A 16,612-nucleotide genomic window follows, 5' to 3' on the forward strand; every position below is an offset into this window, starting at 1 on the left:
CAATGCATGGCTATATTCCTGCTAATGGTGTATGGGATGATGCAGGGCGTTCTGCTGACGCATGGACACGCGAACAGAGAAGACGTCAAAACGGCTTATGAGCGAGCCGGCGATACGGCTGACAATAAAACGTATTCTCTTCATTGTGCAGTTTGCGATTTTATAGTGCAGCAGGGATATGACCTGTCGACTTCAATTTTTAGCTTTAAGCTTTTCGCACGTTTACTCTTTTGCTGGCTGCTTAAAGAGGTGGCTTTTTCCGCTCGTTTATTGAGTCTAAGCATGCAGGGCAGGTCTCCGCCCACAATCACCGCATCCAATTATGTGGGCTAGTCCCTGCGCCAAATAGCTGCGGTGCTAGCGATTGTATGTCTTTTTTTCAACCTACGATTTCAACATGTGTATACGTGCTGCCAATAGCGTACTGTTGGTTCTGATTTTATTTGTTTTTCCTATAAGTAGATTATCTGCGCAACTAAAGGTCTTAGACGCGGAAACCGGACAGGCTATAGCGGGAGCGTTTGTAAAGATTACCGATGTAAGTGGTGTAAAGCTGGTGGAGGGGGCCACCGACACCGCTGGATTATTACACTATTCTTCCTTAGCTAAAAGTTTCCGTATAGAAGTCCGTGCACTTAGTTACCGAAGTTTAACAGATACGCTGGTGCAGGCGGATAAGCCTATTGTTTACTTGCAACCGGCTGCCACTTCGCTGGAAGCCGTTGAGATTGCTTCACGAAGTTTAGCGGCGACAACCCTTCCACACAGCACGTTTGATATACAGGTGTTTAGCAGCACACGCATTGCCGAAAAAGGAGCGGTTAATATGGGCGATCTGCTCAATACGGAACTAAACGCCAGGGTGATCAATAATGGCAATGATGGAAGCAGTTTGTTGTTGCAAGGACTGAGCGGTCAGAACGTTAAAATCCTGATAGACGGTGTGCCACAGGTGCTCGGGATGTCCAATGAGTTCGACCTGCAACAATTGAATCTGTCAAACGTCGAGCGGGTTGAACTGGTGGAAGGGCCACTGAGTGTTCAGTTCGGCACCAATGCACTGGCAGGAACGCTCAATATTATTACTAAAAAAGCCGATGTTAACAAAAGAACGGCTTTTGGAGGAGGTGTATATGCCGAATCCGTTGGTCAATATAACGGCAGTGCTTGGGTGGCTGCCCATAGGAAGTCGTGGAATTTGGTGATTGACGGGAGTTACAACAATTTTGGCGGTTATGCTTCTTCTATCTACCGATCTCGTGTAAATAACCCTAGCAATACGGTAAGAGGTTTCAATTGGAGTCCCAAAACGCTAATAAACGGTGCGGTGAAAATTTACAGACCGTGGAAGGGCCTGAACCTGGGCGGACAGTACAATCAGTCGCACCAGCGTATTGACAACAAGGGAGAACAGGATGCAGGTACGGCCTACCTCACCGCGACGGATAATCTAACAATTGCCGATCGATCGAACATCAATCTCTTTGCTAATGGAAAATTGGGCGAAAACACTTATTTAGACGTAGCCAACAGTTACGGGGTGTATCGACTCGATAATACGCAATACCTCGTTAACGTCGGGAATAATACGCGAAAGGTTTTGGACAATCCCGTGGATCGTTTTCATACCTGGACCTTCCGGGCTTCTTATAGCGAATTTGAGATAGGGGATAAGAGGGCAAACTACCAGTTTGGATACGATATTAACCTGAATAATGGTTCAGGCGAAAGTATTAGCGATTCAGCGAAATCGATTCATGACGTTGGCGTCTTTGGCGGGATGGGAATGGCCTTTTTCAACCACTTGGATGCGCGCGTATCCTTCCGTTATATTTATAACAGCCGATACGATGCGAAGCAGATTGACTTCCTGCATGCTGGGTTACCGGTAGTTCCTTCCGTCAGCTTAAAATGGCATGCATCCGAAGGGTTTCATCTTGCTGCGTCTTATACCAAAGCTTTCCGAGCCCCCTCTTTTATTGAACTGTACCGAGAGATGATCAACGGATCGCATTATATTTTGGGTAACCCTTTGTTGATACCCGAGCTGGCCGACAACTATATGTTCACGGGACAGTGGCGCAGGCACTTGGGATTTGGAAACATACTGTTCAAAGCCTCTCTTTACCACAATCATATCACCAATAAAATAGAACTGGTTCAGCCTGACAGGGCCTCCCTGCCGCCCCAATACCAAGATATACAGGTACCTAGAACTTATGCTAATATTCCCCTTTTCAAAACCAAAGGAATTAATCTGAGTGCCGACTACCGGCATGGTGAGCGTTTCAGCTTCCGCCCCGGGTTTGGCTGGTTGGCAAGGAGTGGATCGAATAGTAAGGGAAAGTTCTTTCATAGTTATGATATCAACGCGCAGGCAATGTATGAGCTAGCAAAAAGTAAGATCCGTATCGTCGCTTTTTATAAATATAACGGTTCTATGGCCCAATTTGGAATAGATGAATCTGGTAACCTGATCGATCAGCGATTGGGAAGTTATCAGTTGCTTGATTTGAGTGCTACCAAGTCTATTGCCAAGGTCGAACTTACCCTGGGATGTAAGAATTTGCTGGGCGTAACGGATGTATACCAGTCGGGAGCCGGAACGGGAAGTGGGTTGGTGGCCGGCTCGGGTGATTTCTCCGCGGTGCCCATAGCTTGGGGGCGAACGGCGTTTTTGAAGGCAGCGATTAGCTTTTAACGCGGATTCTGGTTTAAACGAGTAAATAAAATAATATGAACATATAACAGAAGAAAAATGAAAGGATTAATTAAGAAATCGAGTTGTTTGGTCTTGCTGACAGCATTTTTAGCAGGTTGTAGCAAGAATGACGAGGCGCCATATGTGCCTCCGGTTATTGAAGGAAGTATAACCGCTGCGCTTGGCGAAGAATTGGAAAATCAGGTCTTTGTCAACCTGGCGAAAAAAGAATTGCTTTCCGTGCCTGCGGGTAGCTGGGACTTAGCCTTCCAGAGCAGCGGAGGTACAGCAATCCGCGTGAATACAGGAAAAAAATCATCTGTATACATTGCGGAAACAACCGATTTTGCGTCGGTCACAAGTGCACCTGCAGCACGTGCTTTTGCCTATGATGATCCGGCAGCCATGTCCGACCCTTCCAAAACGGCTATCGGTGAATGGATGGCAGCTGGGGCGAGTAAAAATCTGGTCTATATCATTAATCTTGGGAACGATGCGCCCGCATCATCCAATCCATTGGGATACAAAAAAATGCAGGTGACTGGATTCGAAGATGGGGTTTATCATATAAAATATGCAAACCTCGACGGAACGGAAGCGGGCGAAGCCGATATACCTGTCAATACACGTACCAATTACACCTATTATTCCTTTGCGAAGGGGGTGGTACAAGTGGAACCTGATAAGGATAGCTGGGATCTGGCTTTCGCAGGAATTACCGTTGCAGGTGGAGGGCCTCCGGGAAGTTATGTGGTTTCTTTTGCGGTGATCAGCAACACACTGAACGGAACGCGTGTGGCGGAAGACAATCCCGGTAAAGAGCTAGTCGATTCTGATCTTCCCGAGGACCCTATTAACCAGCTCCCCGATAGCGAGAGTAATTATGAAACACTCAGCAAGGCTGATTACGCACGTATCGGCGGCAGTGATAACCCGCTGGCCATTGGTCGCGATTGGTATCAGATATTAAAACCCCATAGCGACGGGATTTATAAGGTCTACAATTGGCGTACTTATCTAATTAAAACGCAGCACGACCAATACTTCAAGCTGAAGTTTACTGCTTATAAAAGTGTTGAAACAGGGGAGAAAGGCTACCCATCATTTGAATATCAGGAGTTACCGTAAATAATAAATGATTAAGATGTCTGCTTATTGGAAAAAAGGCCTGGGCCTACTGATCACTGTGTTGCTTTTGTTGGGATGCTACTTGTCTTACGAAAAATACCTAGGTCCAACGCGTATTGCATTTGTCAATTATTCTTCCTTTCATTTAGCTCGCATCCAAAAGGCAAATGACAGTCGTTGGGTCAAAATTGTTGCCTTGGCAGAAGAGGATATTGAACGAAAAGTTGATGGTTTTGACGCCGTATTTGTGTTCGGCCGGGGTTTGAAGTTGAACCCGGAACAGCTAAAGGCTATCCGACAGGTTGCGAAAGCAGGTACGCCGGTATTTGGAGAGCTGGTGAACCCCGATCAGGAGGTAACCAATATCGAGGGAGAGCGCCTGGATAAGGTGAACGCTTACCTTCGAAATGGAGGTGGAAAGAACTTTACAAACTTTTTGCACTATACGCGCACCGTATTGGATGGCAAAAGATGGCCGGCGTTGGCGGTAGCAGAACCGGTTCTACTTTCCAAGGATGTGCTCTTCCATTTGGACGACGAACAAGTGTTTGAAAAGGTAGCGGATTATGAACAATACCTCCATAAAAGTGGTCTTTTTAAAACTGAAGGGGCCAAAATTGCTTTATTGACCAGCGTGCCCGGGCCGTTCAATGCGAACAGGGATCACTTGGACGCCATGATTAAGGCTTTTGAAGCGAAAGGGTGGAACGTGTATCCAATTGCCAGCACTTCTAAGCGACTGCAGTTCCTGCAAGAAATCAATCCGGCACTGGTAGTCGAACTGCCGCATGGGCGCTTGTCAAACGGGAATGCCGATGCTGCTGTAGCTTGGCTGCGCGAACGGAATATCCCTATGCTGAGTCCTTTAAGTATTTTTAACTTATACGACGATTGGAAGGCAGATCCGCAGGGCATGAGTGGCGGCTTGCTAACCATGAGTGTCGTGCTACCGGAGGTAGATGGCGGAATTGCTCCCTATACCATTGCCGCCCAGTTTAAGGATGAGTCGGGCTTTGCAATTTATAAAGTGATTCCCGATCGCTTGGAAAAATTCTGCACATTAATAGAGAAATGGTTGGCGCTAAGGGAAAAGAAAAACAAGGATAAGAAAGTGGCGATTTACTACTTCAAAGGACCGGGATTGAATAGCTTGGTGGCCTCCAATCTGGAGGTGGTGCCGGCATTGTATAACACCTTGAAAATGTTGAAAGACGCTGGCTATACCGTGGACGGACTCCCTGCCGATGCCGAAGAACTGGGAAAGCGCCTTCAGTTGGACGGCGCTGTATTAAACCCGTATGCGGAAGGTAGCCTTGCACGTTTCTTTAAAGAGGGAAAACCGGCATTGGTACCGGTTGATAGTTTTGCTAACTGGGCGAAAAGCGACTTAACGGATAGTATGCGGGTTGCCATGGAGCACAAATACGGCAAGGTGCCGGGCGCCTATATGGTTGCTTCGCAAGGAGGTGCAGATTATATCGGGGTAGCCCGAGTTGCTTTTGGTAATGTAGTGCTGTTGCCTCAACCATTACCCGGTGTCGGTGAGGATACCTTTAAACTGATTCATGGTGCCGAAACGGCGCCACCTTATCCTTATGTCGCTTCGTATTTATGGGCTAGGCATGCGTTCGGTGCTGATGCGCTGATTCACTTTGGAACCCATGGGAGCCTTGAATTTACGCCCGGAAAACAGGTCGGCCTGAGCGATGACGATTGGAGTGATGCGCTCATCGGCAATACCCCTCATTTTTATGTGTATACGATGTCGAATGTGGGCGAAGCCATTATCGCTAAAAGGCGAAGCTATGCAGCCATCTTATCGCACCTAACGGCACCCTTTATGCAGAGCGGCACCTATAACGAATTAGCCCAGCTGGAAAACGATCTGCATCGATGGCATGAGCTTGAAAACCCGCTTTTGAAAGAAGAATATGGTAAATCGATCAGCGCCCTAGCTAACAAGTTAGGACTGTATAACGACCTGCAAGCCGATACGCTTCAGTCGCTTTCAGAAAGTCAGCTTAAAAAATTGGCCGACCTGGTGGAGGAGATCGATAATGAAAAGGTTAGCGAGGGTTTATATACGCTTGGCAAGCCTTACACGGAGCAGCAAATTAACAAAACGGTACGGTTGATGTGCATCGATCCTATCAGCTATGGACTGGCCTCGATGGATATTGCAAAAGGCTTGGTTAAACCGGAAATATTGGACGATAAGCTGCTATTTGGCAAACGCTATAGAAAAAAGGCGGAACAGATAGTGGATCAACGCCTGGCGTCGCTTGATACCTCTTTGACGGCCGTTCTCTCTGCGACCGATATAAAGCGGGCGAAAGATTGGCTGAATCAGTCTGCCAAAGGAAAGCGAAAGATGCCGGATGCACCAGGGCCGGTGAACGAAAAAGAGGCCGCTTTTGCACAGGCTTATTCTTCGTTAGCGGAAGCGGTCACCCACATTGGCCAATACAAACAGGCGCTGCGGGAAAGTACAGATGCGGAGTTGAAGGCAATACGGAACGCCTTAAACGGCGGTTATACGGCCCCATCAGTGGGCGGCGACCCGGTCGCCTCGCCGATGGCGCTGCCTACGGGAAAAAATATGTATAGCATTGATGCTGAAAAAACACCTACCGCGCAGGGTTGGCGGGTAGGCGTTTCGCTAGCCGAGAAAACTTTGCAGGCATTCCGTGATGCGCATGACGGCAAATATCCCACTAAAGTAGCGCTAACCTTTTGGGCTGGCGATTTTATACAGACAGACGGGGCCATGTTGGCTCAGGCTTTTTACTTACTAGGCGTTGAGCCTGTCCGCGATATGATGGGGAAGGTGGTCGATCTTCGGCTGATTCCTTCCGATCAGTTGAAACGACCGCGTATTGATGTGGTGGTGCAGACATCCGGACAATTCCGCGATTTGGCGGCCTCGCGGATAGCCCTATTGAATAAAGCCGTTAATATAGCTGCTCAGGCGAAGGATAGCGAACAGCCGAATTTCGTCGCCGAGGGAATTCGCACAAGCGAACGTTTGCTGAAGGAGAAAGGATTCTCGCCCCGGGACGCGAAGGAGTTGGCTGTGCTACGGGTATTTGGCGGTGTAGACGGTAGCTACGGTTCGGGGATTATGGGGATGGTGGAACGCAGTGATCGTTACCATAGTTCAGACGAAGTGGCGGATACTTATATACATAATATGGGCGCCGCTTATGATAGCGAAAATAAGTGGGCGGTTTTTAGAGAGGGTTTGTTTGAAACCGCCTTAGAACATACCGATGTGGTATTGCAGCCGCGACAAGGAAACACCTGGGGGCCATTGAGCTTGGATCATGTTTATGAGTTTGCCGGTGGACTGAACAATGCGGTAAGAAAGGTGACCGGAAAAGAGCCGGATGTGCTGTTCAGCGACTTCCGCAATCCGCAGCATGCACGTATACAAAGTATGAAGGAGGCTGTATGGGTAGAGGCACGGAGTACCATTTTGAATCCAAAATATGTACAAGAGATGCTGAAGGGAAGTAGTTCGAGCGCAGAGACATTTGCAGAGACTTTTCGTAATACGTTTGGATGGAATGTAATGAAAAGCGATGTGATTGATAATGAGTTGTGGAACCAATTGCACGCAGTTTACGTGAGCGATAACTTGGATTTAGGTGTAGCGGCTTTCTTCAAACAGCAAAATCCTTACGCCTTGGAAGAGATGAGCGCCGTGCTGATGGAGGCGCACCGGAAGGGCTTTTGGTCGGCAAGTACAGCGCAGCTGCAGTCGACCGCTACCTTGCATCTAGCATTGGCAAAGGAATACGGCGCGGCATGCAGCGAGTTTGTTTGCGGAAATAAGGCTTTGCAACAGGAGATCTCCAAGTACCTCACTCCTGATGAGCAGAAAGCTTATAATCAAGCGATCGACCGGGCAACAACAGTAAGCAGTGGAAACAAAGACCAATCGCAGGTAAGCCTTAAGAAAGAGGAGGAAGGGAACAGCAAGCAGCCGACAGAGAAAACACGGCAAGGTGGCGACAAAATCTCGTGGTTATGGCCCACGATGATGTTGATTTTAGTGGTGCTTAGCTTAATAATCCGTCGATATAGGAGGAGTAGCCGATAACGATTGAAAGATGGAAGAAACTATTGTGCTTTTGCTCCTTGTAACCGCTTTGATAAGTTTACTGCGTGCAAGCTTATGGAAGCGTTGGCCACAGGTAATTGCGTTTGGGGTAGTGGCCTCGCTCTTTAGTTGGTGTATGTTCCCTTTAGCCATTGAACAGAACAATAAATTTTTGCGGCATTTCGTCGAGAACAGCGAATGGCTCCACAATCTTGGTGCGATTGCCATTTTGGAGGCGCTTCTTTTTCTTTGCCTGGGACTTGATCTATTAAAGCAAGGTTATGGTTGTTTTACGCAAGCCGCTAGAGCGCAGCGATGGATGATGCGGATACTGCAGTGGTATCCCGGAATGGCGGTCTTTGTTGCGTTGTTCTATTTAGAGGTATCGCTTGTGCTGAAAAATGAATCGATGGCTTTCGGTGAATTGGCGGCTTTGATAACGGCGGCGGCGTTTGCAGCTGTTTGCCTTACTGTTGGTATTATACGGCTACTGTTGCCTGAAAAGGAGCTTCGTTTGCAAATTACCTGCTTTCTGCTGTTGCTGCAACTGGCCCTGGTGTTGATCGTAACCGCTTTTCCTGGAATAAATGGATATCGATTGTCTGATACTCCTTCCATGCCATTCCACTGGCAGCCCTTGTTAGCTTGCTTCGCTTTATTGATTGTTTGTGCGACGGCAGGGTATCAACGCGCTAGGCGACAGGCCGGGGATATTCCCACACGATTAAGAAACAACAGAAAAATTAATAAAAAATAGAAAAAGATTATGCAGTATTTTGATAAGGCAATATTTTGGCTTTCTAGCGGCTTGTTGGTGCCGGTTATGGTGGCAGTTGCTTACTTCTTAGTGAAAGCACTGATGCAGGTCGGCCAATTTTATGCGCAGTATATGGCGAGAATACGGTTCGATAAACAGCTGACAGCGTGGTTAGCGGAGGCTGACGAACAACGAATTGATGAATTTTTACAAAGCAAGTCCGAGCAGCCCGCTCTTTGGTCAGAAGCCTTAGGCCAATTAGCGAAATATCGTCATAGCGAAGCGCATCGAGACAAGGCAATTACGGAGTTCGAAATAAGCTGCGAAAAGGAATTGGATAAAAGCCGTACGCTTTCGAAGATGGGCCCCATATTAGGACTTATGGGCACCCTTATTCCGATGGGGCCCGCATTGGCCGGGTTGGCATCGGGCGATATAGCCGAAATGAGCCACCATATGCAGGTTGCATTCAACACGACGGTTGTAGGGTTGGTAATCGGTTGTATTGGATACTTGATTTTGCAAACGAAGCAACGTTGGTTCGCAGAAGATCTGAATCGATTGGAATTTATAAACGATCTGCTACGGAAAAATGTAAATAACGGAATCGGAGGAGCTTAAATATGAGAAGAAAGAATAGAAGAAGAGCATTCGCTTCAGAGGGTGATGACGTTAATCCCTTACATGCGGTCGCAAACTTGTTTGACGTAAGCATTGTTTTTGCCGTGGCACTGATGGTGGCCTTGGTGACGCGCTTTAATATGACGGAGGTGTTCGGTAAGGAAGATTATACCATCGTGAAAAATCCCGGTAAGGAGAATATGGAGATCATCACGAAAAAAGGGAAGGAAATAAGTAAGTATAAGGCTAACAACGAAACGGGAAGTGACAGAAAAGGGAAGGGTAAACGTGTTGGAACAGCATATGAACTGGAAGACGGCGGAATCATTTATGTACCAGATGAATGAGCCTTTACTTATTTCGTCGTTTCTTTAGAAGTCAAAATGGCTTTTGATGGATGTCGACCTGGCAGCTGCCGAAATGGCGCTTGGCTTAGTTAAATAATTTACTATCTTTAAGAAGCCTGCACGAAGCGGGTCTAACTATTTTGGACGGCATGTTTTTTTCTAATATAAGTGAAATCGGCAAAAGATAAGCGTGCATATGACGCTGTTGTTGTTGGCTCGGGGCCAAATGGATTGGCAGCGGCCATCACATTGCAACAAAAGGGACTTTCAGTGCTATTACTCGAAGGCAAAGATACCATCGGCGGTGGCTTAGGTACTGCTGAGCTGACTTTGCCTGGTTTTTTGCATGATGTATGTTCGGCCATTCATCCAATGGCAGCTGCTTCACCATTTTTCGCGACGCTTCCCTTGGCGGATCACGGATTGCGTTATGCTTACCCCGAAATTTCTGCCGCGCATCCTTTTGATTCGGGTGAGGCAGCCGTATTGCTCAAGTCCATTGAAGAAACAGCGAGGTTATTAGAAAAAGATAATCAGGCCTATCTCAAGCTTATTAAGCCAATTGCAAGCGATTGGCCGTCAATAGTAGGCGATGTACTGAGTCCGCTTCATATACCAGCTAAGCCTGTTTCTATGGCGAGATTTGGTTTAAAGGCTATCCCCTCAGCTTTAACTATTGCGAAGCGTTTTAGTACCGAGAAAGCAAAGGGATTGTGGGCAGGGATGGCCGCCCATGCTATTCAACCACTTTCTAATTTAACTACCTCGGCTATCGGATTGGTACTACTGGTGGCAGGGCATCTAGGCGGATGGCCAGTGCCTATCGGTGGATCGCAACAGATTGCGAATGCCTTAGCGTCCTATTTTGTTTCGCTTGGTGGAAAAATTGAAACCGAAAGCTATATCACATCGCTAGGGCAATTACCTAGCAGTCATGCCGTATTGTTCGATGTTACGCCTCGGCAGCTACTTAAAATAGCGGGACATCAGTTTTCCGCTGTATATAAAGGGCAGTTAGCACGTTATCGCTACGGAATGGGCGTGTTTAAAGTAGATTGGGCGCTAGATGGGCCAGTTCCTTTTACAGCGGAAGCGTGTCGCCGTGCGGGGACTCTCCACATTGGTAATACCTTGCAGGAGATTACCCGAAGCGAGCAATTGAGCGCGCAAGGCAAACATCCCGAGCGCCCTTTCGTCTTGATGGCACAACAGAGTATTGTGGATACAAGCCGTGCTCCCGCCGGTAAGCATGCTGTATGGGCTTATTGCCACGTTCCGCATGGGTCCACTGTAGATATGACGGAGCGGATTGAAAAGCAAATAGAACGTTTTGCGCCCGGCTTTCGAGAACGAATACTGGCAAAACATACCATGAACACCGTCGAGATGGAAAATTACAACGCAAATTATATCGGTGGAGATATTAATGGCGGTATGCTTGACATCCGACAGCTATTTACGCGCCCTGCATTGCGCTTATCGCCGTACAGAACCTCCAAGAAAGGTTTGTATATCTGTTCTTCGTCTACACCTCCCGGTGGAGGCGTTCATGGCATGTGTGGTTATCATGCTGCACAACGTGTTTTAAAGGATTTATTTCCCGATAATTAAGCAAAAATAAAGATTGCCCTTTTTGTTCGAGTTCGGTTAAACATTTTTTCCATTAATATGAACATTTGTATTAGCCATTCTTTACAGGAAGTCAATACCTTTACCTCAGATCGAGCAAGTACGATAGCCAAGTAAACCAGCCCCAAAAACCTCGCCGTTCATATTGAAGAGGATGATCACTTTTTGAAAGGCCTATTTATTCGGTGTCTGCTTGCTAGCAGATCGTTTATAATTTAACCAAGCTATAAACTAATCTTAATTTTATGAAAAATGCAATTTTACAAGGTTCTGTTATTGCAAGCAGGGGGTGCATGGAGCGCCTTCGTATCACGTTAATCTGTAGTTTTTTAATGTTGTTGTCGTTTGTGGTTAAAGCCCAAACCACCGTTAAAGGTAAGGTTGTTGATGAATTGGGTAAAGATTTGCCCGGCGTCAGCATAAAGCTGAAGGATACGAATGGTGGTACCACGAGTGATGAAAACGGAAACTTTACAATTCAAGTGCCGGGCGCGGACGCTGTTTTGGTGTTTTCGTTTATGGGATACCTGTCCAAAGAGGTGGCCGTCGGCAATCAATCAACGATTCGCGTAAATCTTGAGCCAAGCACAGCATCCCTTTCCCAGGTCGTCGTAGTGGGGTATGGTACGCAGCGGAAAGAATCGGTAACCGGGTCAGTCGTTTCTGTTAGTGGAGATGACATGCGCGATGTGCCGTCGCCCAACATATCTCAGGCTTTGCAAGGGCGTGCCTCAGGTGTAGAGATATCGCAATCGTCGTCTCAACCGGGAGCTGCCACGCAAATCCGGATTCGCGGTACGCGTTCGCTAAATGCCAGCAATGACCCTTTGGTGGTGCTTGATGGTATTCCATTTGCCGGATCTATTAGTGATATTAATCCCAACGATATTAAAAGTATTGACATTTTGAAGGATGCCTCTGCTACCGCGATTTATGGTTCGCGGGGCGCAAATGGCGTTATATTGGTTACCACTAATAAAGGGCAGAGTGGACAAAAAGCGCAGGTGGCCTACAATGGTTATCAGGGTTTCAAAAAAGTATTCGGAAGATACCCGATGATGGACGGACCGGAATTTGTTGCCCTTCGTACAGCAGCCGGCCAATATACTAACGGTGTAGATGAATCGGATCAGATCAATACCGATTGGCAAGACCTGCTTTATAGAACGGCGATGCTTACAAGTCACGATATAGGGGTGTCAGGCGGCGCCGATAAAGGTAGCTACAATTTTGGCGCCGGCTACTACCAAGATCAGGCGGTTATCCCATCGCAACAATATAAGCGTTTTTCACTGCGCGGTACGGTTGATCAGCAAATCGGCGAGTATTTGCGCTTAGGCTTCACGACCAATAACAACTATAACGTTACCCAGGGTTCTCAAATAGGAATGTACGGTATCTTAAGTATGTCGCCCATTGCCGATCCGCTTAACGAAGACGGCAGCTGGAAAAGAACCATCCGAATGCCTTTGGATGAGCAATGGGTATATTCAAGGGAAACCTTAGCGGGCTTAGAGGACAGGTGGCTAAATGAAACGCGGGGCTATGCCACTTATAACTCCCTATATGGCGAAGTGAAAATCCCGGGAGTGGAGGGCCTGAAATACCGTGTCAATGTGGGTTTGGACTTTCGGCAGACAAACGGTGGTGAATATACCGGAGAAGGTATCAACAGTGCTACGCCTACTACACCTTCCACAGCGGCGATCAGTAATTCACATACTTACCACTGGGTGGTAGAAAACTTGGTGACTTACGATCGCACTTTTGCTGAAAAGCACCAAGTAAATGCAGTGGCTCTATATTCCGCCGAGCGAAACAAATTTAACAGCTCTCGCATATCAGCCCGGGATATTCCTTCCGATGCCTTCCAGTTTTATAACTTAGGACAGGCTGCCGGTGAAATCACCGTGAATCCGGATGACCAAAATTATGAGTTATGGGGCTTAATGTCTTGGATGGGCCGCGTGATGTACGCCTATGATAACCGTTATATGTTGGCCGCTACGTTGCGCTCAGACGGCTCTTCCAGGCTGGCTGACGGATTTAAGTGGCATACGTACCCCGCCGTATCCGCCGGATGGAATATATCGGAAGAAGATTTTATGAAAAACAGCACATTAATCAATATGCTGAAACTGCGTGTCGGCTACGGACAAACTTCCAATCAGGCTATTGCTCCCTATGCGACACTCGGACGGTTAAGCACCCGGCCCTACAACTTCGGAAATGACAATTATTCTACCGGTTATTACGTCTCCACGCTTCCAAATGCCAACTTAGGATGGGAGTACTCAAAAACATGGAACTACGGTTTAGATTTTGCCATCCTTAATAGTCGTTTGTCAGGTACCTTCGAATATTATGTCACTAATACCAAAGACATTCTACTTAATGTCAATCTGCCGAATACATCGGGCGTGGGCAGCTATACAGCCAACGTAGGGGAAAGCCAAAACAAAGGCTTTGAGCTTTCGCTTAATGGGGTGATATTAGACAATCCGGACGGTGTGACCTGGGAAGCCGGCATTAATCTCTATGCTAACCGAAATAAACTGGTTGGCCTTGCATCGGGGCAGTTACGGGATGAAAGCAACTGGTGGTTTGTAGGCCATCCCATCAATGTAATCTTCGATTATGAGAAAATAGGCCTCTGGCAAGAGGGGGATCCATACCTTGATATTTTGGAACCCGGTGGAAATGTAGGGATGATCAAGGTAAAGTATACCGGTGATTATAATGCCGATGGTACACCGACTCGGCAAATTGGCCCTGACGACCGACAAATTATGAGCGTGGATCCTGATTTCCAGGGCGGATTTAATACTCGTATTGCCTACAAAGGATTTGACCTGAGTACGGTAGGTGTTTTTAAAAGTGGCGGAACGCTGGTAAGTACCCTTTACGGATCATCAGGGTACCTCAATATGTTAAGCGGCCGTAGAGGGAATGTGAAGGTAGATTATTGGACGCCGGAGAATACGGACGCTAAATATCCTCAACCCGGAGGAATAGCCAGTGGCGATAATCCGAAATATGGTTCTACTTTGGGCTATTTTGACGCATCGTTTTTGAAGATACGGACCATCTCTTTGGGCTATAATTTTGATCAAAAGTGGATAAAGGATGTCGGCATTGACAGGCTTCGTATCTACTGTACGGTCCAAAATCCCTTCGTGTTATTCTCACCTTACCATAGCGAATCCGGTATGGATCCTGAAACCAACTCCTACGGTGACGAAAACGCTGCGGTAACGACGGCCTATCAAAGCCGCTTACTGACAATAGGTACAAATACACCTACCACACGCAACTACTTGTTTGGTATTAATTTGACATTTTAATAAAGATAGCGATGACACGTATTCATATAAAAAAGTATATAGGAGCTGCCCTAATAACCTTGTTCCTGGCTTCCTGCTCAGCTATTTTGGAAGAGCAACCCCGCAGTATTTATGATCCTAGTTTTTTTAAAACAGAGAAAGGCGTTTATGGTGGGTTAACCTCGATGTACGCCCACCTGCGTTACATATATGGGCAAGCTTATTATTATAATACCTGCCTCACAGGAACCGATGAGGTCACCTATGGTCAAAGTGCAGACCAGAATTTTTTAATCATGGATCTCAGCGGTCAGGGGGAAATCACTTCCACCGACAGTCGCGCCGATGTGGTATGGCAAGCAGCCTTTTCGAACATCAATACGGCTAGCGGGATCATTGAAAATGCAGTTGAAGTAGGAACCATTTCAGATGCATTGATTGCTGAAGCACGATTCTTCCGAGCGTTTGACTACTTTTTACTGGTACAGACCTTTGGTGGTGTACCCCTAGATTTAGGTGCAGGCGAACTGGCCTTTAATACCAATCCCGTGCGGGTTTCGGTTCGCAATACGGTGCCGGAGGTCTACACCCGGGCTATATTCCCGGATCTGGTGACAGCGGTTAACGATTTGCCGGACGTTGGACGTGTTACCGGTGGTGCTACCAAAACGCTTGCACGTCTTTACCTGGCAAAGGCATACCTCACTTATGCCTGGTGGCTGGAAAATCCCAATAACATCCCGACTTATCCGGCCGCGGATAGGGTAGACCCTGATGGCCACAACGCCCAATGGTATTTTCAACAGGCCTATGATATCGCCGCCACAGCTATCGACCACCCGGGGCCTTTTGGTTTACAGGCAACCTATTATGATGTCAATTTAGGGCCAAACGACCGTAACAACGAAATCCTATTATATGCTGATCATACGGAAACCAGTGAGTTTTATAACGGTAGTAGCTTGACCTACGCCAATGGCGAAGCACCGGATAATTTTGCCGGTTGGATGATGACCTGGAATTATACCGATATCAGGAGTGCTACAGATCCAAGTTGGACCAATGTGATCAGTTCTGTACAGCGGGAAGCGTCACAGGACTTGGGGCGTCCGTGGACGAGAATGAGTCCGACTATCGGGGCTATTGAAAATACATTTGCCGATAAGACCAATGATTCCCGGTACGACGGTACCTTCACCACCGTTTACAGAGCCAATTGGCCTAAAGGTGGCCTTACAAATCCGTTTGTATACAACGCAAATAATTTGCAGGTTTATCCTGGCCAGCCTATACTGACCTTTTTGGATGAAGAACCGGGTACATCGATCGATTACTCGAATTCAACGTATAACAGTAATATCGGTGCGGGGGTATTGCCCGGAAGACCTGATTTTGTTGTGTCGCCGAGAGGCATTAGCCGGATCGTCTATCCAGGCCTTTGGAAGCTAGGCCCTTATCGCACAGACAATGGAACGGGGTTGGGGCAGCCGAATGCGGCAAGCACGCGTCCTTTCAATATCGCGAAATTTTCGGAACTTTATTTTATAGCGGCGGAAGCAGCGGTAAAAGGAGCCGCTCCCCAAGCCGGTAAAAGCCCGAGGGAGTTGATCAATGTTATCCGCGCGCGCGCAGGTAAATGGCGTTGGCACAACAATGGGAATGTCGCAAAAGTGGAAGATCATAGCGAGACCATGGTGGCAACCACCTCGGCCACTATTGATATCAATTATATATTGGCGGAACGTTCTCGCGAATATTATGGAGAAGGTTATCGCTGGTACGATTTGATACGGACACAGACCTGGACAAGTCTGGCTTCTACATATGAAATTTGTGGCTCTGCCAAAGGAGACCATACGCCGGTAACCGTAACGCGTAACATTCAACCGCATCATTACCTGCGTCCCATTCCGCAAGGTCAGCTTGACGGGATGGAAATTTCGGATGCGGAGAAAGCGGCCTATCAGAATCCCGGCTATCAATAGCATGGGATAATCACATCGA

Annotated in this window: 10 protein-coding genes; all 10 read left to right on the plus strand. The window is 47.3% G+C overall.

Annotation, left to right across the window (positions count from 1 at the left end; genetic code table 11):
- Positions 1 to 6: 6 nt before the first annotated feature.
- The 10 genes from EPX21_RS08170 to EPX21_RS08215 all read left to right on the plus strand — a co-directional run bounded on the left by EPX21_RS08170 (position 7) and on the right by EPX21_RS08215 (position 16,593).
- Positions 7 to 333 carry a hypothetical protein gene (locus EPX21_RS08170; protein WP_134089179.1) on the plus strand — a complete coding sequence of 109 codons (327 nt, stop codon included), beginning with the start codon at positions 7 to 9 and terminating at the stop codon, positions 331 to 333.
- 64 nt (positions 334 to 397) lie between these two features.
- A complete protein-coding gene (locus EPX21_RS08175) occupies positions 398 to 2,701 on the plus strand; it encodes a TonB-dependent siderophore receptor (protein ID WP_134089180.1) in 2,304 nt (767 codons plus the stop codon).
- A 57-nt stretch (positions 2,702 to 2,758) separates the two neighbouring features.
- Positions 2,759 to 3,829 (plus strand): HmuY family protein, encoded by a 1,071-nt coding sequence (locus EPX21_RS08180; protein WP_134089181.1) that lies wholly within the window; start codon positions 2,759 to 2,761, stop codon positions 3,827 to 3,829.
- Between the two features lie 7 nt (positions 3,830 to 3,836).
- Complete coding sequence (locus EPX21_RS08185) at positions 3,837 to 7,931, plus strand: cobaltochelatase subunit CobN (RefSeq protein WP_134089182.1); 4,095 nt, start codon at positions 3,837 to 3,839, stop codon at positions 7,929 to 7,931.
- Positions 7,932 to 7,941: 10 nt separating this feature from the next.
- Positions 7,942 to 8,688, plus strand: coding sequence for a hypothetical protein (locus EPX21_RS08190; RefSeq protein ID WP_134089183.1), 747 nt, complete (start codon positions 7,942 to 7,944; stop codon positions 8,686 to 8,688).
- A gap of 9 nt (positions 8,689 to 8,697) precedes the next feature.
- Complete coding sequence (locus EPX21_RS08195) at positions 8,698 to 9,309, plus strand: MotA/TolQ/ExbB proton channel family protein (protein WP_134089184.1); 612 nt, start codon at positions 8,698 to 8,700, stop codon at positions 9,307 to 9,309.
- A 2-nt stretch (positions 9,310 to 9,311) separates the two neighbouring features.
- Complete coding sequence (locus tag EPX21_RS08200; RefSeq protein ID WP_134089185.1) at positions 9,312 to 9,656, plus strand: DUF2149 domain-containing protein; 345 nt, start codon at positions 9,312 to 9,314, stop codon at positions 9,654 to 9,656.
- A 168-nt stretch (positions 9,657 to 9,824) separates the two neighbouring features.
- Entirely contained in the window at positions 9,825 to 11,267 is a 1,443-nt protein-coding gene (locus EPX21_RS08205) for an NAD(P)/FAD-dependent oxidoreductase (protein WP_134089186.1), read from the plus strand.
- Between the two features lie 263 nt (positions 11,268 to 11,530).
- Positions 11,531 to 14,629 (plus strand): TonB-dependent receptor, encoded by a 3,099-nt coding sequence (locus tag EPX21_RS08210; RefSeq protein WP_134089187.1) that lies wholly within the window; start codon positions 11,531 to 11,533, stop codon positions 14,627 to 14,629.
- Between the two features lie 11 nt (positions 14,630 to 14,640).
- Positions 14,641 to 16,593 carry a RagB/SusD family nutrient uptake outer membrane protein gene (locus EPX21_RS08215; protein ID WP_134089188.1) on the plus strand — a complete coding sequence of 651 codons (1,953 nt, stop codon included), beginning with the start codon at positions 14,641 to 14,643 and terminating at the stop codon, positions 16,591 to 16,593.
- The last annotated feature ends 19 nt before the right edge of the window (positions 16,594 to 16,612 follow it).

The organism is Olivibacter sp. XZL3 (assembly GCF_004368405.1).
GTDB lineage: Bacteria > Bacteroidota > Bacteroidia > Sphingobacteriales > Sphingobacteriaceae > Olivibacter.